The 19441-nt window shown below is 66.3% G+C and carries 15 protein-coding genes; 5 read left to right on the forward strand and 10 right to left on the reverse strand.

The annotated features are described in order from the left end of the window. Positions 1 to 3 precede the first annotated feature (3 nt). The gene (locus ACQCSV_RS06925; protein WP_354153887.1) at positions 4 to 501 is read right to left on the reverse strand and encodes a DUF2505 domain-containing protein; all 498 of its coding nucleotides are present in this window, start codon (positions 499 to 501) and stop codon (positions 4 to 6) included. A gap of 60 nt (positions 502 to 561) precedes the next feature. After that, positions 562 to 2103, reverse strand: coding sequence for an SDR family oxidoreductase (locus tag ACQCSV_RS06930; protein ID WP_426939393.1), 1542 nt, complete (start codon positions 2101 to 2103; stop codon positions 562 to 564). A 180-nt stretch (positions 2104 to 2283) separates the two neighbouring features. Between ACQCSV_RS06930 and mfd the strand changes: the two genes are divergently transcribed. Continuing rightward, entirely contained in the window at positions 2284 to 5976 is a 3693-nt protein-coding gene (gene mfd, locus ACQCSV_RS06935; RefSeq protein ID WP_426939394.1) for a transcription-repair coupling factor, read from the forward strand. A gap of 6 nt (positions 5977 to 5982) precedes the next feature. Further along, positions 5983 to 6804, forward strand: a complete 822-nt coding sequence (locus ACQCSV_RS06940; RefSeq protein WP_426939395.1) for a metal-dependent hydrolase — start codon at positions 5983 to 5985, stop codon at positions 6802 to 6804. Positions 6805 to 6885: 81 nt separating this feature from the next. Here the strand turns inward: ACQCSV_RS06940 and ACQCSV_RS06945 are convergent, their stop codons facing one another. The 6 genes from ACQCSV_RS06945 to nirB form a co-directional block, all read right to left on the reverse strand. Continuing rightward, positions 6886 to 7131, reverse strand: coding sequence for a hypothetical protein (locus tag ACQCSV_RS06945; protein ID WP_282329226.1), 246 nt, complete (start codon positions 7129 to 7131; stop codon positions 6886 to 6888). A 52-nt stretch (positions 7132 to 7183) separates the two neighbouring features. After that, on the reverse strand, positions 7184 to 7909 hold the full coding sequence (gene deoC, locus ACQCSV_RS06950) for a deoxyribose-phosphate aldolase (RefSeq protein WP_426939396.1): 726 nt from the start codon (positions 7907 to 7909) through the stop codon (positions 7184 to 7186). Between the two features lie 101 nt (positions 7910 to 8010). Further along, entirely contained in the window at positions 8011 to 8895 is an 885-nt protein-coding gene (locus ACQCSV_RS06955) for an FAD-dependent oxidoreductase (protein ID WP_426939397.1), read from the reverse strand. Positions 8896 to 9098: 203 nt separating this feature from the next. Next, the gene (locus tag ACQCSV_RS06960) at positions 9099 to 10253 is read right to left on the reverse strand and encodes a uroporphyrinogen-III synthase (protein WP_426939398.1); all 1155 of its coding nucleotides are present in this window, start codon (positions 10251 to 10253) and stop codon (positions 9099 to 9101) included. Positions 10254 to 10267: 14 nt separating this feature from the next. Continuing rightward, positions 10268 to 11302, reverse strand: a complete 1035-nt coding sequence (gene cobA / locus ACQCSV_RS06965; RefSeq protein ID WP_426939399.1) for a uroporphyrinogen-III C-methyltransferase — start codon at positions 11300 to 11302, stop codon at positions 10268 to 10270. Between the two features lie 2 nt (positions 11303 to 11304). Then, positions 11305 to 13950: a nitrite reductase large subunit NirB gene (gene nirB, locus ACQCSV_RS06970; RefSeq protein ID WP_426939400.1), complete on the reverse strand. Its 2646-nt coding sequence runs from the start codon at positions 13948 to 13950 to the stop codon at positions 11305 to 11307. A gap of 263 nt (positions 13951 to 14213) precedes the next feature. Here nirB and nirD point away from each other — a divergent pair, with 263 nt between their 5' ends. Further along, complete coding sequence (nirD, locus tag ACQCSV_RS06975) at positions 14214 to 14576, forward strand: nitrite reductase small subunit NirD (protein ID WP_354153878.1); 363 nt, start codon at positions 14214 to 14216, stop codon at positions 14574 to 14576. 7 nt (positions 14577 to 14583) lie between these two features. Here the strand turns inward: nirD and ACQCSV_RS06980 are convergent, their stop codons facing one another. Next, positions 14584 to 16353: a phospho-sugar mutase gene (locus tag ACQCSV_RS06980; RefSeq protein WP_426939401.1), complete on the reverse strand. Its 1770-nt coding sequence runs from the start codon at positions 16351 to 16353 to the stop codon at positions 14584 to 14586. 112 nt (positions 16354 to 16465) lie between these two features. Here ACQCSV_RS06980 and ACQCSV_RS06985 point away from each other — a divergent pair, with 112 nt between their 5' ends. Further along, positions 16466 to 16951, forward strand: coding sequence for an Rrf2 family transcriptional regulator (locus ACQCSV_RS06985; protein ID WP_354153876.1), 486 nt, complete (start codon positions 16466 to 16468; stop codon positions 16949 to 16951). Between the two features lie 77 nt (positions 16952 to 17028). Here the strand turns inward: ACQCSV_RS06985 and ACQCSV_RS06990 are convergent, their stop codons facing one another. Further along, the gene (locus ACQCSV_RS06990) at positions 17029 to 17847 is read right to left on the reverse strand and encodes a purine-nucleoside phosphorylase (RefSeq protein WP_426939402.1); all 819 of its coding nucleotides are present in this window, start codon (positions 17845 to 17847) and stop codon (positions 17029 to 17031) included. A gap of 64 nt (positions 17848 to 17911) precedes the next feature. Between ACQCSV_RS06990 and ACQCSV_RS06995 the strand changes: the two genes are divergently transcribed. Next, complete coding sequence (locus ACQCSV_RS06995) at positions 17912 to 19393, forward strand: NAD(P)H-quinone dehydrogenase (protein WP_426939538.1); 1482 nt, start codon at positions 17912 to 17914, stop codon at positions 19391 to 19393. Positions 19394 to 19441 lie beyond the last annotated feature (48 nt).

Below are 19441 nucleotides of genomic sequence, written 5' to 3' on the forward strand. Positions count from 1 at the left end.
GGCCTAGTGGCTTTCGAGCCAGGCCTGGGCCTGCTGGGACTGGATGTTCAGGGCCTTGGACACCATGGGCTCGGCCGCCTCGGCGATCTTGCCGCCCAGGAAGGGAACAGAGGACGTGACGTTGCCTTCGAGTTCAATGCGTGTGTTGCCGCCCTCTGCGACGAGCCGCTGGACCGCGGTCACATCAAGGGGGGCGCCGGCGATCTTCAGCGTGATGTTGCTCTGGCGGGAACCGTCAGCCGCTGGAGCCTCCCAGTTTTCCACCTGCGTCACTGTGAGCTTTTCGCCCACGAACTTGCGGGCGATCTCCGGCAGGCGGGTGGTGGGGAGGGTACGTACCGAGGTGGTGCTGAATGCTCCGTCGACGTCTCCGGCCACTTCGAAGGACTCCAGGGTGCCGCCAACGAATTGGCTGGTGTGCCGCTGGAAGTCCTCGTTGATAAAAACAGCAGCAACGCTGCCGACGGCGTGCGGAAGGGTGGTGGTTGCACTCAGTGCCATGGGTCCTCCAGTGATGTGTAGGTCAGAACGCTTTTTCCTCCCCACATCCTACGGGGAGCCCTACTGGTTGTTGGAACCGGCCCCCGCGCTGTCGGCGCCGGCGATCTTCTGCGCCGCGGTGGTGATGTTCCGTGCCATCGCCGGAAAAATGAGGCTGTGGAATGGCAGTACGGCCAGCCAGTAGAGCTTTCCGCTCAGGCCCTTGGGGAAGAAAATCGCCCGCTGCCGGTAGCGGCTGCCCGTCCCGTCAGGTTCCACGGACAGCTCAAGCCAGGCACGTCCGGGGGCGCGCATCTCTGCGCGGAGGCGTAACAGTTTTCCGCGCTCTATCCGTTCCACACGCCACCAGTCCACCACTTCGCCTGAGGCCAGGGTGCCAGGATGCCGACGTCCCCGCAGCAAGCCCGCGCCGCCGGTGAGCTTGTCCAGCCAGCCCCGAACGCGCCAGGCAAGCGGCAGTGAATACCAGCCGTTCCGGCCGCCGATCCCTTCGATGATGGTCCACACGTGGGCAGGAGCAACATCCCCGTGGAAAGTCCGCTCATCCATATAGACCGTGTGGCCTGCCCAGTCCGGATCGCTGGGCAGCGGATCGGCGTCCGCCCCGGCATTTGACCACGTGGTTTCCACCTGGCCGTCACGCTCCTTGCCCAGGGCTAGGGCAACAGCCCCCCGGTACGGAGTCAGACCGCCAGCCGGCACGGGAATATGGGCGTCGATATCTTGCTCGCGGGACACGGCATCGTGCTGCAGCGACTCGACGAGCGGCAGTGACATGGACAGCGGGATCGGCGTGGTCAGCGCCACCCACAGGCCGGCAAGCTTAGGGGCCGGAATGGGCAGCGCCAGGACCACCCGGTACGGCAGCCCGGCCTCGGCGGCGTATTCCTTCATCATGCCCGCGTAGCTCAGGACCTGCCGGCAGCCGATGTCGAAGGTGCGGTTGACCGGCCCGTCCATGGAGGCCGCACCCACAAGGTAGTGCAGTACGTCCCGGACGGCGATCGCTTCGATCTTGTTGCGCACCCAGCTTGGGGCCGGCATCAGCGGAAGGGTCTCGGACAGGTGGCGGATCATTTCGAAGGACGCCGACCCGGAACCGATCACCACCCCGGCCTGGAACACCACAGCCTCCACCGCGCTATCCAGGAACACCTTCCCCACGGCTTCCCGGGAGCGCATGTGGGTGGACAATTCGACGTTGGCCGGGTGCAGGCCGCCCAGGTAAACGATCCGGCCTACATGGGCTGCGGCGGCAGCTGTGGCGGCTGTTTCCGCCATGGCCTTTTCCTTGGATTCGAACCCGGCGCCGGCGGCCATGGAGTGAACGAGGTAGTACAGCACGTCGACCCCGGCCAGCGACTGGCGCAGGGAAGCGCCGTCGTCGAGACTGCCCTGGATCACCTCAACTTTGCCTAGCCACGGCACGCCTGCGATCTTGGCCGGAGTCCTGACCATGACCTTTACGGTGTGGCCGGCCTCCAGCAGCCGGGGGACCAGGCGGCCGCCGATGTAGCCGGTGGCTCCGGTCACGAGGACGGTTTGCGCCGTCCCTGCGGCCACGGTGGAGGGAGTTTCGCTCGGACTCTTGCTATCGCTCATTGAAAGCTCCTCAGGCCAGGCGGGCGGATGCGTCAAACGGGTGCGCTTCCTCAGCAAGCTTAGCAACGGGGGTTCCCGGCGGGCCCCGGTGCAGGGGTAGGCTGGGATGACCCGGGATTCGAAGAGAATTTCGGGTTTTCGTGTTGCCTGCGATCCCTTGAACCCACAGGAGTTTCCGCCATGAGCCCCACTGGCCCGTCCCATCCTGGCCCGTCCCACGCCGGTCCCTCGCTGGCCGGGCTGCGCCGTGTCCTGGCAGAAGACCAGACGTTCGCCAGGGTCCAGGCGGAGGCGGCCAGGGGCTTTGATGTCCGGGGCCAGGATTACCAGGTCAGCGCGCCGGCCGGTCTCCGTGCCGTCCTGCTGGCGGAAATGGCAGACGGCCTGGCCTCCGGTGCCGACGAAGGAACTCCCGATGGCGGGTTCCCTCCGGTGGTGCTGGCAGTCACCGCGACAGGACGCGAGGCAGAGGACCTGACGGCGGCCCTGCGTGCCTACCTGCCGGCCGATTCAGTGGCCGAGTTCCCCAGTTGGGAAACCCTGCCGCACGAGCGGCTCTCGCCCCGTTCGGACACGGTGGGCCGCCGGCTGTCCGTCCTGCGCCGCCTGGCTCACCCGGAAGGTTCGACGGCGGGCCCGTTGCGGGTGGTGGTGGCGCCGGTCCGCGCGGTGGTCCAGCCGATCGTCGCCGGGTTGGGTGAGCTCGTTCCGGTCACGCTGAAGGTGGGACAGGACATGCCGTTCTCCGACGTGGTACGGAGCCTCGCTGACGCGGCCTACGCACGCGTGGACATGGTCTCCCACCGTGGCGAGTTTGCCGTCCGCGGCGGTATCATCGATGTCTTCCCACCCACCGAGGACCACCCCATCCGGGTAGAGTTCTTCGGCGATGAGGTGGACCAGATGCGCTGGTTCGCGGTGGCCGACCAGCGCTCGCTGTCGGCGCCCGGCGTGCATCACCCCACCGAACTCCATGCCCCGCCCTGCCGCGAAATCCTGATCACGCCGTCAGTGATGTCCCGCGCGGCCACCCTGAAGGCGCAGCTCCCCGCGGCCGCGGACATGCTCGAGAAGATCGCCGGCGGCATCACCGTGGAAGGGATGGAATCCCTGGCCCCGGTGCTGGTGGATGCCATGGTCCCGTTTGTGGAGCAGCTGCCCGCCGGGTCCATCTCGGTGATCATAGAACCGGAAAAGGTGCGCCGGCGCGCACATGATCTTGCGGCCACCAACGAGGAGTTCCTGGAAGCTGCCTGGTCCACGGCATCCGATGGCGGCACGGCTCCGCTGGACCTCAGCTCGCAGGCGTCGGAAGCCTTGCACTCCGCCAGCTTCCGTTCCCTGGCCGAAACCCGGAGCTCCTCGCTGGAGCACGAGGTCTCGTGGTGGTCCATTACGTCCCTGGCCACTGACGAGGAGCTGCTGCCGGAGATCGACGTCCTCAACCTCCGCGCCCGGGAACCGCGCGGGTACCAGGGTGATGTGGCCGAGATGATGGACTTCATCGGCTCCCACGTCCGGGACCAGTGGCGGATCGTGGTAGCCACGGAGGGTCCCGGCCCTGCGCAGCGCCTGGCGGAACTGTTCCACGATGCCGACATCCCCTGTGCCCGCGTGGACATCCTTGAGAAGGAACCACAGGCGGGCATCATCGAGGTGACCACAGCCGCCGTCGGACGCGGTTTTGTCGTGGACAGCCTCAAGCTGGGGCTGCTCACCGAAGCGGACCTGCTGGGACGGACGTCCGCAGGCTCCACCAAGGACATGCGGCGCATGCCGTCCAAGCGGCGGAACGCCGTGGACCCGCTGCAGCTGGTCAACGGCGATTCCGTGGTACACGAACAGCACGGCATTGGGCGTTTTGTCGAGCTGATCCAGCGCAAGGTGGCAGGCGGCGGAGACGGCGTCCGCGAATACCTGGTCCTGGAATACGCCCCGTCCAAGCGCGGCGCCCCCGGGGACCGCCTGTTTGTCCCCACCGACCAGCTGGACCAGGTGACCCGCTACGTCGGCGGAGACACGCCCGTGCTCAGCAAGATGGGCGGCTCCGACTGGGCCAGCACCAAGTCCAAGGCACGCAAGGCCGTCAAGGAGATCGCCGGCGAACTCATCCGGCTGTACTCCGCGCGGATGGCCTCAAAGGGCCATGCCTTCGGGCCGGATACCCCGTGGCAGCGCGAGCTGGAGGAGGCCTTCCCGTACGTGGAAACGCCGGACCAGCTGACCACCATCAACGAGGTCAAGGCGGATATGGAGCGCGAGATCCCCATGGACCGCCTGGTGTCCGGCGACGTGGGCTACGGCAAGACCGAGATCGCCGTCCGGGCCGCGTTCAAGGCGGTCCAGGACGGGAAGCAGGTGGCGATCCTGGTGCCCACCACCCTGCTCGCCCAGCAGCACTACGAAACGTTCACCGAACGCTTCTCCGGCTTCCCCCTGCGGGTCAAAGCCCTGTCGCGGTTCCAAGGGACCAAGGAAACCACAGAGACCGTTGAGGGCGTCAAGAGCGGCTCCGTAGACGTCGTCATTGGAACCCACCGGCTGCTGTCGAAGGACTTCGCGTTCAAGGACCTGGGCCTGGTGATCGTGGACGAGGAGCAGCGCTTCGGCGTGGAGCACAAGGAAGCGCTGAAGAAGATGCGGACCAACGTGGACGTGCTGGCCATGAGCGCCACACCGATTCCGCGGACCCTGGAGATGTCGTTGACCGGTATCCGGGAAACGTCCACACTGGCCACCCCGCCGGAGGAACGCCACCCCGTCCTCACCTACGTGGGCCCGTACACGGACAAGCAGACCTCGGCCGCCATCCGCCGCGAGCTGATGCGCGAAGGCCAGGTGTTCCTGGTCCACAACCGGGTATCCACGATCGAACGGACCGCCGCCAAAGTCCGCGAACTGGTCCCGGAGGCGCGCGTGGAGGTGGCGCACGGGCAGATGTCCGAGAGCCGCCTGGAGCAGATCATTGTGGACTTCTGGGAAAAGCGCTTTGACGTCCTGGTGTGCACCACGATCATCGAAACCGGCCTGGACATCTCCAACGCCAACACCCTGATTGTGGACGGGGCCGACAAATACGGCCTCTCCCAGCTGCACCAGCTCCGCGGCCGGGTGGGCCGCGGCCGTGAACGCGCCTATGCCTACTTCCTTTACCCGTCCGAGAAGCCCCTGGGCGAGGTGGCCCTGGAACGGCTCAAAGCCGTGGCCACCCACAACGAGCTTGGCGCCGGGATGCAGCTGGCCATGAAGGACCTCGAAATCCGCGGCGCCGGCAACCTGCTGGGCGGCGAGCAGTCCGGCCACATCCAGGGCGTGGGCTTCGACCTCTACATCCGCCTGGTTGGTGAGGCAGTGGCCGACTTCCGCGGCGACGCCGAGGAAAAGGCCGCCGAAATGAAGATCGAGCTGCCGGTCAACGCACACCTCCCGCATGATTATGTGCCGGGGGAGCGGCTCCGCCTGGAGGCCTACCGCAAGCTGGCATCTGCCTTGACGTACGAGGCCATCGGGGAGGTGCTGGCCGAGCTTGTGGACCGCTACGGCGAACCGCCGCTGCCGGTCCAGAACCTCATTGCCGTGGCCCGTTTCCGGGTGGGTGCCCGCGAAGCCGGCCTGTCCGACGTCGCACTTCAGGGCAACTTCATCAAGTTCTCGCCGGCGCAGCTGCCGGAGTCGAAACTGATGCGGCTGACCCGGATGTACCCGGGTTCCCAGTCCAAGCCTGCCCTGGACGCGGTGCTGATTCCGAAGCCCAAGACCGCGAGGATCGGCGGCCGCGACCTGCAGGACGCCGAAATCCTCGAATGGGCCAACGGGGTCATCCGCAACATCTTCTCCGACGCGCCACTCGCCGCTCCGGCAGTAAGCGGTTAGGGCTTGATGGGAGGACACCACGCCGCGTCGGGGGCCGCGGCGTGGGTAGCTATTGCCTCAACCGGACCGTACACGCTGGGCTGGTATCCGTTGGACGCTACGGGAATCATCATCGGCGGAATGGCGACGGCGGGGACGGCGCTCGTATGCGACTGGGACCACCGCCACAGCACTGTGGCAAACTCTTTGCCGCCGCTCTCCAACCTGATTGCGGTGGGTATTGAGAACGCCAGCGGCGGGCACCGGCAAGGAACCCACTCGGTGCTCGGGGCCGCGTGCTTTGTGCTGCTGGCCATGATGGCCGGACAGTTCCAGCTGCAGACGGCGGGGGGCCTGCTGTCCGTGGGTGCCGGCCTGCTGTGCATGTTCATGATCAACATTGCGGCCAAGGCGCTGAAGCTGTTTCCCAAGTCCGGATTTATCAGCAACTGGATCTTTGCCCTGGCCATGGCCGGGCTGGTGACCTGGTTCGCGCCGGAGCAGTGGACGTGGCTGCCCGTATCGATGCTGACCGGGGTATTGGTCCACATCGTGGGGGACATGATCACCACCGGGGGCGTGCCCCTGCTCTGGCCGATCGTCATCAAGCCACCGAAGTTTCTCCGGAAACTGCCGGTGCTCAACGACGTCTGGAAAGCCAACGGCGCCTTTTCCCTGCCGTTGCTGGGACGCGCCGGTTCCAAACGCGAGTGGCTGGTGCTGATCCCGGTGAGCGCCTACGCCATGGTGGGCATGTGCGTGGCGGCGTGGTCGTTGGCGAAAGCCCATTTCCCGGCCGCCATGGCACTCGGTAAGACCGTGGTCAGCCGGCTGCTGGGCGCGGGCTGACGCGGCCGGTACAGTTCACGACTTAAAAATCTACGGCCCCGGAATATCCGGGGCCGCAGACCTTTAAGTTGCAGAGGGTTCTTACTTGCCGCCGGCTGAATCGGAGCGGCCGGTGATGGTCTGCGGGATCCAGAACGCCAGGAAAAACAGGCCCAGGCAGACGGCCATCGGCCACGGGTTGCCGAGCGTGAGGAAGGACAGGGAGTAGATGGAGCCCAGGAACAGCGCCATCATGGGTACAAACAGAAGGATGCTGCCCACGAGGCTGTTCTCGTTCTGGGGGGTCTGTACCGTTGCGTTGCCGGACTCGGTGGTCTTGCTGGACATTATTTCCTCCTCGGCCCCGCGGGGCTCAAACAGTGGCGGCTCCGGGCCGGCGTCAGTAACTGGATGAACCCTGTTCACCCTTGACGATGGCAATGCCGGAACTGGCACCAATACGTGTTGCACCTGCAGCAATCATAGCCTGAGCGCCGGCCAGGGAACGTACGCCGCCGGACGCCTTGACGCCGAGATCGGGGCCTACAGTGCGGCGCATCAGAGCGATATCCTCGGCCGTGGCACCCCCGCCATTGAACCCCGTGGACGTCTTGACGAAGTCCGCCCCCGCTTCAACGGACGCCTGGCAGGCAAGGACCTTCTGGTCATCGCTGAGCAATGCGGTTTCGATGATGACCTTCAGGATGGCTCCGCCTGCGTGGACCGTTTCCGCGACGGCGGAGATATCGTCCACCAGCGCACCCTTGTCACCGGCACGGGCAGCCGCGATGTTGATGACCATGTCAATTTCGTCCGCACCATCCAGTACCGCGCCGCGGGCTTCAAAGGCCTTCACGTCGCTGGGCGTGGCACCCATGGGAAAGCCGATGACCGAGCACGTGAGAACCCCGGACCCCTTCAGGGCGGTCTTGACTGTCTTGACCCAGAGGGGGTTAACGCAGACCGACTTGAAGTGGTACTCAGCGGCCTCGGCACACACTCGGAGGATCTCCGCTTCGCTGGCCTCGGGCTTGAGCAGCGTGTGGTCGATGTAGGAAGCGATGTTGCCCGATGCTGAGACCGTACCGGCTCCAGTCTGGTCGGTAGGAGTGGCTGGGTTGCTCATGATGGTCCCTTCCATGTGGCCTTGTGGGCCGCCGGAGCCACGCAGTGCGGGGCTGTTCAGGTGACCATCCTGTCACAGCGGGTGTCACGGCGGGCGGAGGTTCAGGCGGCCGCAGGCACGCGCCCGGCCACACCCGTGGCCGGGTCGTCCGCCGCTGATATAGCGGTCATCAGCTGTGCCGCGCAGGCGCCGGCGGCAGAGGCCGCCGCGACCAGCAGCCCCAGCCGCACGCCGTCGAACGCGGCGGCGTCGCCGATGGCCCAGACGCCGGCGACCGATGTCCGGTAGTCCTTGCTGATGGCGATTCCGCCGTTGGGGGCGGTAGCGAGTCCGGCGCTGGCGGCGAGTCCATCGCGGGAAATCCGCTCTTCGGCCAGGACAACCAGGTCGCCGTTCATGCTGCTGCCGTCTTCGAAGACGACCCCTGAGGCGGTCAGGCCTGAGCCGGCGATGGAGTGCACCACGGCGGCCGGCCGGACCGTTGTGCGGATAGGCCGGACGCCGCGGGCCCGCAGCACCGCTTCGGCCTGGCCCGCTGCCGCGCCGGTTCCCACGAGGATCCCCAGTGGCCGCCGGCCCAGCTCCCGCGTCACTTCCTTCACGGCGTCGCCGATCCGGGCTGCGTCGTCGATCGTGGCGTAGCTCAGGCAGCGGCCGGCGCCGGCCACGGGGGACGCGACGGGCGCTGATCCGGTGGCGATGACCAGCTCGTCGTAGCTCAGTTCCATGCCGTCGGCGGTGGTGACGGAACGGTTCCCCGCGTCGATGAAGCTGGCTGGCTGGCCGAAGCGGACTGATACCTGTGGCAGCTCTGCGAGTTCCAGGAGTTCGGCTGGAGCGTCGTCCCGGTTGCTGAGGACGGTGACTGTGCCGCGGAAGCGTGCAGCGTCAAGCTGGCGGACCAGCGCCTGTGCGGCGGGCCCTGCTCCGGCAATGACAATGCGAGGAACCGGGGAAACTGAGGTGGACGGTGCCGGAGCGGACATGTGCTGGCCCTTTCGCTGGCGGCCGCAGGAGCGGCCGGAACTTCGTGATGAATCCCAGCGTAGGCTGCCCGTTTTTCCACCGTGTTTCCACATTGTCGCTGCCATTTACCGCCCGGTAACAATAGGAGTTCTTGTCCAGATAATGCGCTCAAAACGGCGCTTTGGCCGCATTATCTGGACGAAAACTCCTTTTGCGGGAGGCGCTAGACCCGGATCCGGTAACCCCGCTTGACCACCGTCTCCACCAGGCGGCCGTCCGGCAGCGATGACCGCAGGCGGCTGACCGTCATGTCCAGTGCATGGACCGAGCCCTTCAGTTCCAGCAGTTCCGACAGCGATTCCCGGGAAAGTACAGCCCCACCAGCCCCCAGCAGGGCACGCAGCAGCAGCAGTGGCGCAGGCGCCAGCTCAACGTGAACTCCATCGACCCGCAGGCTGCGCCCGCGCAGCTCAAGGTTGCCGGACGCGGTGTCCAGCCTGCGCACATGGTTAAGGGCGAGGTGCTCGCACACCAGCCGGATGAGGGCACCCATCCGGAACCGCTCCGGGATGAGCGGGGTGATGCCGGCGTCGAGCAGGGGCTGCGCGGTGACCGGGCCCACCACTGCCGTGGTGACGTTTGTTTTCAGGCTTTCGATGAGCTGCTTGTAGACGCCCATCTCGTGGGCGGTACTCCATACGGCATCGACGGCGGGTGCGCTCGTAAAGGTAAGCACGTCCAGGTTGCCGCTGCACACAGCCTCAATAAGGCGCGGAAGCCGGTCTTCGCCGTCGGGCTTCACCCAGCGGTACGGGGTGACCGTCAGGACCGTGGCGCCGGACATACGCAGGCGTTCCAGCTGCCGGACGTCCGTGTAGCCGTGCAGCTGCACGGCCACGGTCTTGCCGCGCACGCCTTCGGCCAGCAGCATGTCCACCAGCGTTGCGGTGGTTTCGTCGCTGCTGATTCCGACGTCGGCGAGTCCGGCGGCACGGACGGCGCCGCGGGCTTTGGGCCCCCGGACGAACATCCGGCATCCGGCGAGGGTTTCCAGCAGCTGCTCACCGATCCCAAAGGAGTCGGCGGCTTCGCACCAGCGGCGCATGCCGTAGGCGGTGGTGGCGATGCAGAGGTCCGGGCGTGCGGCGATGATCGCCTTGGTGTCCTCGATGAGGCGGACGTCCTCCTGCACCGGGGCGATCTTGAGGGCCGGGGCATGCAGCACTTCCGCGCCGCGGCGTTCCAGGGCCTCAATGAGGTCCCGGGAGCGCCGGTGCGAGGTGACTCCGATGCGGAAGCCCTCCAGCGGGGAGTCCGCAGCCTCCGGCCCGGACGTCTCTGCAAGCTGGACGGGTTCAGCTGGTGCCAGTGCGTTCATGGGGGTCAATCCTTTCATGAACCGAGCAGCGAGGCCGCCAGGCGGTCGAGGTCGGCGGCGGCCTCAGCATGCCCGCGGTTGGCTTCCGCCACGCGAACCACCTCGCCAATGACGAGCACCGCGGGATTGCTGCACCCGGCAGCGGCGGAGGTGATGGTGCCCAGGTCCGCGATGGTGGTGCGCTGGCCGGGGCGGTAACCGCGTTCGACGACGGCCATAGGCATGTCGGGTCGCATGCCGGCTTTACGGAGTCCGGCGGTGAGCTGGTGAAGGGTGCCAATGCCCATCAGGACCACAATGGTGCCGCCCAGTCCGGCCAGGTGGGTGTGTTCCTTTTCGGTCAGGGGTGCGTGGCCGGAGACCACAGTGAACATGTGGCTGACCTCGCGGTGCGTGACGGGGATGCCGGCGGCCGCCGGCACGGAGATCGCGCTGGTGACCCCGGAGATGACACGGACAGGCACGCCTGCCGCGACGCAGGCGGCGACTTCTTCGCCGCCGCGGCCAAAAACGTACGGATCGCCCCCTTTGAGGCGGACCACATTGTTGCCGCCGAGGGCGCTATCGACCATGAGCTTCTCGATGTCGGCCTGGCCCACTTTGTGGTGGCCGGGCTTCTTGCCCACATCCACGAGTTCGGCGGAAGTCAGGTCCGGCAGGTCCTGGCAGGGAGCCAGCCGGTCGAAAAACACTACGTCCGCATCGCGGAGAGCCTTCACGGCTGCGACGGTCAGCAGCTCGGTGGTGCCGGGGCCGCCGCCCACCAGGGTGACGTGGCCGACGGGTCCGGCGGCAGGCTCGGCCGCCACCGGGATGCCGGTGGCGGCGCAGCGCTCGAGCAGGGGCTCCCAGCCGGGCTGGCCGTCGTCGACCGCCGCGACCAGGAACGGGCGCTCGGGAAGCGGGCCGTCATGCGCCGCACCCGCAGGGGTGCTGAGGCGATAGACGACGGCGCCCGCGGCCACGTAGCGGCGGACCGCCTGTCGGGCGGCGTGGTCGGAGCCGGTGACAAGGACTTCGCGGCCGGTGAGATCGATGCTGAGCTGCATGGCTACACCTCGTTCTCGGCGCGGGGCCGCATGGGGATGGAAGCGCCGATCAGGACCGGCTGTTGGCCAGCGCGGCTTTTTTCCTCCGCAGTGGCCGGGCGCATCTGGCCACGCTCGTCGGAGACGAAGGTGATGGAGTCATCCTTCTGGTCGGGCGCGTTGACGAAGGACCGGAACCGGCGCAGGCGCTCGGGGTCCTTGAGGGTGTCGGCCCATTCGTCCACGTAGGTGTCAACGTGCTTGGCCATGGCGGCTTCAAGTTCCTCGGCGATGCCCAGGGTGTCCTTGACCACCACGTCCTCGACGTGCTTGATGCCGCCGTCGAGCTCTTCCTGCCAGCGCGCGGTGCGCTGCAGGCGGTCCGCCGTGCGGATGTAGTACATGAAGTAGCGGTCGATGTACTTGAGCAGGGTTTCGTCGTCGAGGTCCTTGGCCAGGAGCTGGGCGTGGGCCGGGGTGGCACCGCCGTTGCCGCCGACGTACAGGTTCCAGCCGTCGGCCGTGGCGATCACGCCGACGTCCTTGCCGCGGGCCTCGGCGCATTCACGGGCGCAGCCGGAGACGCCCATCTTGAGCTTGTGCGGGCTGCGGAGGCCTCGGTAGCGGAGCTCGAGCTGGATGGCCATGGCCACCGAATCCTGGACACCGAAGCGGCACCAGGTGGAACCCACGCAGGACTTCACGGTGCGCAGGCTCTTGCCGTACGCCTGGCCGGATTCGAAGCCGGCGTCCACCAGCTCCTTCCAGATTTCCGGGAGCTCTTCCAGCCGGGCACCGAACATGTCAATCCGCTGGCCGCCGGTGATCTTGGTGTACAGGTTGTACTTCTCGGCCACGGCGGCGATGACGCCGAGCTTCTTGGGAGTGATTTCGCCGCCGGCGATGCGGGGGACCACCGAGTAGGTGCCGTCCTTCTGCATGTTGGCGAGGGCGCGGTCGTTGGTGTCCTGCAGGGTGCCGCGGCCGGCGTCCAGGACGTAGGCGCTGTTCTGGCTGGCCAGGATATTGGCGATGGTGGGCTTGCAGATGTCGCAGCCGGCGCCGGTGCCGTACTTGGCCATGATCTCCTCGAAGGAGGTCAGTTCCAGGACGCGGATGGCGTCGAAGAGTTCCTGGCGGGACAGCTCGATGTGCTCGCAGAGTGCCTTGGAGACCTCGACGCCGGACTTGGTGAGTTCGGTTTCCAGCAGCTTCTTGAGCATCGGCACGCAAGATCCGCAGCTGGTGCCCGCGCGGGTGCAGCCCTTGAGCTCGCCAAGCTCCTGGACAGGGGCGTTGCCGTCGCAGGCGCCGCAGCCGTTGATGGTGTCGCGGATGGTTCCGGCGGCCACGTTGTTGCAGGAACAAAGGATGGCATCGTCCGGGAGTTCGGTGTCCGGGGCGTCGCCGCCGCCGGCCGCCGTGAGGTAAGCGCCCGGTTCGGCGCTGAGTTCACGGCCGAGCAGCGGGCGCAGGCTCATGTAAGGGGATGCGTCGCCCACGAAGATGCCGCCGAGCAGGGTCTTGGCATCGTCGGTGGTGACGATCTTCTGGTAGACACCGCGGGCGGGGTCGGCATAGACGATCTCGAGGGAGTGCTCGGTCCGGGCGAACGCGTCACCGAAGCTGGCAACGTCCACGCCGGAGAGCTTGAGCTTCGTGGCGGTGTCAAAGCCCGGGAAGGTGGCTGCGCCGCCGTGGAGGCGGTCCGCGACGATCTCGGCCATGGTGTTGGCGGGGGCAACCAGACCCAGGCACATGCCCTCAAAGTTGGCCACTTCACCGATGGCCCAGATACCGGGGACTTCTGTGGCACAGAAATCGTTGATGACCACGCCGCCGCGCGCGCCCAGGCTGAACTGGGGCTCCTCGCCCTCGGCTGCGCGGAAGAGTTCGTCACGGGGCTTGACGCCGATGGCCACGATGACGAGGTCGGCGGGGATGATCCGTTCGTCTGCCATGAGGACGCCGGTGACCTGTCCGTCGTCGTCGGAAAGGACCTGCGAGGGGAACACTCCGCCGTGGACCGTAAAGCCCTTGGCTTCGATGAGGCGGCCCAGTGACTGGCCAGCGCCTTCGTCCAGCTGGGTGTTCATCAGCCACGGTGCGCCGTTGATAACCACGGGAGTCGCGCCGAGCTGTTCAGTGCCTGCAGCTGACTCAAGTCCCAGGAGCCCGCCGCCGATGGTCACGGCATTGATAGTGCGGCCCAGCTTTTCCGTGAGCTCCGCGATGGCCTTGTTGATGGCCCAGACGTCCTCAAGCGTGCGGTAAACATGCACGTGCTCGGCGCCGGGGATGGGCAGCCGCATGGCGTCGGAGCCGGTGGCAACCACCAGGTCGTCGTATTCAAAGATGCTGCCGGCAGCGGTCTCAACCGTCTTTGCCTCGGCATTGATTTTGACCACGCGCTCGCCGGTCTTCAGTGACAGGGAAGCGTGGTCCCACATCGAGGCAGAACCCAGGGTCAGGTCTACGCTGCTGTCCGTCAGTGCCTTGGAGAGCGCCACGCGGTCGTAGGGGAGGTGGGCTTCTTCCGTGAGGACCGTGACGTCCCAGCCCTCAAGGCCCCGGGTGTGCATGGCATCGGCGAAGCGGTGGGCAGCAGGGCCGCCACCGGCGACGACGATCCGGCGCGTTGCCGTCTGGCGTGAAGTCTGTTCGGTCACTGTGGGCCTTTCGCATGTGCCGCAGACGGTGTTCTGCGACTTTCTCTGACGAGGTGTCCATTCAGACTAGGTAGTCGCAGTTTCGCTTCAGTTTCCCTTATGTTTCGTAGGCTTAACTTCTGCATCACGAACGGGTTTCCGAACGGGTGAGGTCTCTTTTACGCGCCGGACACATGCACTGCACGCCTTTGAAACACCCGTTGCCTAAGTTGTTTGGTACGGCCATAGAGGTGGCCAATCAAGCACGGGGAGAGGAGCCGGACATGACGGCAACACTGGAACTTGGGGCGCTCGCCGCCGACACCGCTACCTGGCACCGGGTCTGCGCCGTGGACGAGCTTGAGCTCTCCTGGGGCGAAGCGGCACTCATTGCGGGCCGCCAGGTGGCACTCTTCCGGACCGGGCCCAGTGAGGTTTTTGCCGTGGCCCACGAAGATCCGGCCACCGGCGCCCACGTAATGGCCCGCGGCATTCTGGGCTCACGCGGCACGCGCCCCACCATCGCTTCGCCGCTGCACAAAGAGGTCTATGATCTGGAAACCGGCGAATGCTTCGGAACCGCCGCGGTGCGACTGGAAACGTTCAGCACCCGCATTTCAGACGGTTTCATCGAAGTTGGGGTTTAGCGTCCCACTAGAGTCCGAGGGCTTCGCGGACGTCGTCGAGCACATTATCTAGAACGGTCCGGGCCAACTGGCGGACTTCGGGCAGTTCGGCCGCTGACTCAACCGGGAGGATGACTTCCACGTAGCACTTGAGCTTTGGCTCGGTGCCGCTGGGCCGGATGATCACACGGGTCTGGTCCCGGGTCAGATACAGCAAACCATCAGTGGGCGGCAAGTGCTCGCTCCCGTCGGCCAGGTCCACGAAGGATTCAACAGCGGACGAACCGAACGACTCGGGCGGGCTCACGCGGAGCCGGTTCATCATGGCGTCCAGCAGGCCCACATCGGCCACCCGGATGCTCAGTTGGTCGCTGGCGTGCAGCCCGTGCTGAAGGTAGAACTCATCCAGGGTGTCGAAGATGGTTTTTCCGTCCGCCTTGGCAGCGGCAGCCAGTTCCGCGATGAGGACAGCGGCAGAGATCCCGTCCTTGTCCCGGACCAGTTCAGGGGCAACGCAGTAGCCCAGGGCTTCCTCGTAGCCGTAGACCAGCCCGGGCACCCGGGAAATCCACTTGAACCCGGTCAGCGTTTCCGCATGCGCGTATCCTGCCGCGGCGGCGATGCGGGAGAGCAGGCGCGAGGACACGATCGAATTGGCGAAGACGCCGGCCCCTCCACCATCGCCTGCTTCGTCCGTACTGCTGGACGCTTCGTCAGTGCCGGGCGCCAGCCGGGCTACAATGTGTGCTCCCAGCAGCGCGCCCACCTCGTCGCCGCGGAGCATGCGCCACGCGCCGGTGTCAGGATCCTTGGCCGCCACTGCCGCGCGGTCCGCATCCGGATCGTTGGCCAGGACAATATCGGCGTCCACGCGGGCCGCGGTCGCCAGAGCCAGGTCCAAAGCACCTGGTTCCTCCGGATTCGGAAAGTTCACCGTGGGAAAGTCGGGATCCGGCTCCGCCTGTTCGGCCACGAGAGTGACATCGGCAAAGCCGGCAGCATTCAGCACCGCCACGGCAGTTTCGCCGCCCACACCGTGCATGGGGGTCAGGACAATCCGCAGATCACGGGACGGGAAGCGGGCCGCATCGGCGAGTGCCGCCGTCGCGCGTTCATATTCCGCAGCAACCGACGGGTCCAGTACTGTCCAGCCGCCGGCGGCAAGAGTGATGGTTTCCAGGGCGCCCACGGCGTCGATCCGCGCGGCGATCCGGGCGTCGTAGGGCGCCACGATCTGCGCACCGCGGCCGCTGCCCTCCACGGCACAACGGCCCAGATACACTTTGTAGCCGTTGTCCTGCGGGGGATTATGGCTGGCGGTCACCATCGCGCCGCCGTCGCAATTGAGGGCCCGCACGGCGAATGCGAGCAGCGGGGTGGGCAGCGCGGACGGCATCAGGAACGTTTCGATCCCGGCGGCCGTAAAGATGGCCGCCGTTTCCTCGGCGAAGATGTCGGAGTTGTAGCGGGCGTCATAGCCGACGACGGCGCGTGGCCGGGTCCCGGGGGCGGCCTCAGCCACCGCATCAACCAGGAAGTCGGCGAGGCCGGCGGCGGCGCGGCGCACCACCACACGGTTCATGCGGTTCGGCCCGGCGCCCAGGGCGGCGCGGAGGCCTGCGGTGCCGAACTGAAGGGTGCCGTTGAAGCTGTCGGCCAGCTCCTGTGACGCTGCGGGGGAGCCCTCCTCCGCGAGTTGCAGCAGCTCGGTGAGCTCTGCGGCCGTGGCGGGATCCGGATCTTTGGCCGCCCATTCGCGGGCCTGGCTGAACAAGGAAGCGGCATCGGAGGACGTCATGCGGTCAACGCTATCGTCATTGCTTCAGGAACTGTGCCTGAACACCCGCCTGTGACAGCGGAAACCAGCGAAATCCTTGCAGTAAATTTTCTGGACAAGTAACGTCGCGAATATGAAACTGGGGCAGGGTGTTGAGTGGGGGCTGCATAGCTGCGTCAATATGTCCTGGACCGCGCCGGGGGAGGCCGTCAGCAGCGCACGGCTGGCCGAGTTCTACAAGCTTCCCGCCGCGTACCTGAACAAGCAGCTCCAGGCGCTGGTGCGGGCCGGCATCCTGACCTCGGTGTCCGGCCCTCGGGGTGGCTTCTCGCTGGCCAGGCGTCCGGCCCGGATTTCCGTTCTTGACGTGGTCCTCGCCATTGAAGGAAATGACCATGCCTTCCGGTGCGAAGGCATCACCAAGGACGCGCCGGGCGGGAGTATGGACGCTGACTACGCCCGCACGTGCCTCATCTCCCAGACCATGCGCCACGCCGAAGTCACCTGGCGGACCGAGCTGTCCCGGCAGAGCATTGCCGGGATCGCACAGTCCATCGAGCGCCGCTTTCCCGAGGCCCGGGAGGCCACGGTCAGCCAACTTATGGGCGCCAGGTTGTGACCAGCCCATAAGCAACGCGGGGTCAGTTAGCGCCCGTTGCAAGGCCTCGGATGGACGCTAAGTGACCCCGCGTTGCGCTAAAGCCTGGCGACGATGCCAGCCAGCAGTGTGGAGATGCGCGGTCCGGCGGCCTGGCCGGACTCGATGACTTCCTGGTGGCTCAGCGGCATGGCGCTGAGGCCGGCAGCAAGGTTGGTGACCAATGAAATCCCGAACACTTCCATGCCTGCGTGACGGCCGGCGATCGCTTCCAAGGCAGTGGACATGCCCACCAGGTCCGCACCGATCCGCTTGGCGTACTGGACCTCTGCCGGCGTTTCGTAATGCGGCCCGCTGAACTGGGCATAGACGCCTTCCTCCAGCAAGGGGTCCACTTCGCGGGCAAGGGCGCGGATGCGTGAACTGTACAGGTCTGTCAGGTCAACAAACGTTGCGCCTTCCAGCGGGGAGGTGGCGGTGAGGTTGATGTGATCTTTGATGAGTACCGGGGTGCCCGGCGTCCAGTTTTCGTTGAGTCCTCCGCAGCCGTTGGTGAGGACCAGGGTTTTGCAGCCGGCTGCCGCGGCGGTGCGGATGCCATGGACCACGGCGCGGACGCCTTTGCCCTCGTAGTAGTGGGTGCGGGCGCCCAGGACCAGCGCACGTTTGCCTTCTTTGGTCAGGACGGAGCGGATGGTACCCACGTGTCCTTCCACGGCCGGGGCATGGAAGCCCGGGACGGTGTCAGCGGTCAGGGTGGCGGTGGTCTCGCCGATGAGGTCGGCGGCTTCGGCCCAGCCTGAGCCCAGGACGAGGGCGATGTCGTGGCTGTCAACCCCCGTCTCCCGGGCGATGTAGTCAGCAGCGGAGCGCGCGGCGGCGAAAGGGTCCGTGTTCTGGAAGTCTGTATTACTCACTGGTACAAGTTATCGTGCTGCTGCCGCTGCGCACAGTGGCAACAGCGGTGCTCCAGGCCGCGGCCTGGAGCACCGTGACGGGCCACTCTTTTATTGGTGGTCCCGCGCTGATGCGGGACAATGGTTGATTGTGACTACGCACCCTGATTTCAGCTCCCCCCGGATCGCAATCCTCGGAGGTGGCCCCGGCGGATACGAAGCCGCTATGGTCGCTGCCTCGCTGGGAGCGCAGGTCACCATCATCGAACGCGCGGGCATGGGCGGCTCGGCCGTGCTGACCGACGTTGTGCCTTCCAAGACCCTGATCGCGACGGCGGACCTGATGACCCGCGTCGGTGAGGCGGGCGAGCTGGGAGTGAAGTTCGACGTCGACGGCGGCGACTTTGTGCCGGCGATGCGCGCCGACCTCAAACACATCAACGACCGCCTGCTCGGCCTTGCCCGCCAACAGTCCACCGACATCTCCAGTGGGCTGGAGCACCAAAACGTCCGCATTCTGCTCGGTTCGGGCAAGCTCCTGGACAACCACACCATTGAAGTCCTTACCGCTCGCGGTACAGAAATCGTGGAAGCTGACACCATTCTGCTGGCCGTCGGCGCGCACCCCCGTGAGCTGCCCACCGCGCGGCCGGACGGGGAACGCATCCTGAACTGGGCGCAGATCTACAACCTTGACGAGCTTCCCGAGGAACTGATTGTGGTGGGCTCCGGTGTGACCGGTGCCGAGTTTGCCTCCGCCTACAACGGCCTGGGCTCCAAAGTCACCCTGATCTCCAGCCGCGACCGGGTGCTGCCCGGCTCGGACACCGACGCCGCGGAGGTGCTGGAGGAAGTCTTCGAGCGCCGCGGTGTGCGCGTGCTGTCCCGCGCCCGTGCCGAAACCGTCGAGCGGACCGACGACGGCGTGGTGGTCACTCTCGGTGACGGATCGAAAGTCACCGGCAGCCACTGCCTGGTATGCGTGGGTTCCATCCCGAACACCGCCGGCATCGGCCTTGAAGAGGCCGGCGTGGCCCTCACCGAGAGCGGCCATATAAAGGTCGACGGCGTCTCCCGCACCACGGCGCCGAACATCTACGCCGCGGGCGACTGCACCGGCGTGCTGGCTTTGGCCTCGGTGGCCGCAATGCAGGGCCGGATTGCGATCGCGCATTTCCTGGGCGACAGCGTGATGCCGCTCAAGCTTCACCAGGTGGCGTCCAACATCTTCACCTCACCCGAGATCGCGAATGTGGGGGTCTCCGAGGCCGAGATCCAGTCCGGCAAATACCAGGGCGACATCGTCAAACTCTCGCTCAAGAGCAATGCCCGCGCCAAAATGCGCAATCACAAGGACGGCTTCGTTAAGATCTTCGCCCGTAAGGGCTCCGGCACCGTGATTGGCGGTGTTGTGGTGGGGCCGAACGCGTCCGAGCTGATCTTCGCCATCTCCCTTGCGGTGACCCAGAAGCTCCACGTCGACGACGTAGCCAACACCTTCACGGTCTACCCATCGTTGAGCGGGTCCATCTCGGAAGCGGCGCGGCGCCTGCACGTCCACATGTAGCAGATGCCGTTGGTTGAGCCTGTCGAAACCAGGCTCAACCAACGGCAT

Source organism: Pseudarthrobacter sp. S3, assembly GCF_050156905.1.
Lineage (GTDB): Bacteria > Actinomycetota > Actinomycetes > Actinomycetales > Micrococcaceae > Arthrobacter.

Bases quoted from the DNA above. Each gene is read 5' to 3' on its own strand.
- ACQCSV_RS06925 (WP_354153887.1), bottom strand. From the start codon at position 501: ATGGCACTGAGTGCAACCACCACCCTTCCGCACGCCGTCGGCAGCGTT.
- mfd (WP_426939394.1), top strand. From the start codon at position 2,284: ATGAGCCCCACTGGCCCGTCCCATCCTGGCCCGTCCCACGCCGGTCCC.
- ACQCSV_RS06955 (WP_426939397.1), bottom strand. From the start codon at position 8,895: ATGTCCGCTCCGGCACCGTCCACCTCAGTTTCCCCGGTTCCTCGCATT.
- ACQCSV_RS06985 (WP_354153876.1), top strand. From the start codon at position 16,466: ATGAAACTGGGGCAGGGTGTTGAGTGGGGGCTGCATAGCTGCGTCAAT.
- cobA (WP_426939399.1), bottom strand. From the start codon at position 11,302: ATGCAGCTCAGCATCGATCTCACCGGCCGCGAAGTCCTTGTCACCGGC.
- deoC (WP_426939396.1), bottom strand. From the start codon at position 7,909: ATGAGCAACCCAGCCACTCCTACCGACCAGACTGGAGCCGGTACGGTC.
- ACQCSV_RS06945 (WP_282329226.1), bottom strand. From the start codon at position 7,131: ATGTCCAGCAAGACCACCGAGTCCGGCAACGCAACGGTACAGACCCCC.
- ACQCSV_RS06960 (WP_426939398.1), bottom strand. From the start codon at position 10,253: ATGAACGCACTGGCACCAGCTGAACCCGTCCAGCTTGCAGAGACGTCC.
- ACQCSV_RS06940 (WP_426939395.1), top strand. From the start codon at position 5,983: ATGGGAGGACACCACGCCGCGTCGGGGGCCGCGGCGTGGGTAGCTATT.
- ACQCSV_RS06930 (WP_426939393.1), bottom strand. From the start codon at position 2,103: ATGAGCGATAGCAAGAGTCCGAGCGAAACTCCCTCCACCGTGGCCGCA.
- ACQCSV_RS06980 (WP_426939401.1), bottom strand. From the start codon at position 16,353: ATGACGTCCTCCGATGCCGCTTCCTTGTTCAGCCAGGCCCGCGAATGG.
- nirD (WP_354153878.1), top strand. From the start codon at position 14,214: ATGACGGCAACACTGGAACTTGGGGCGCTCGCCGCCGACACCGCTACC.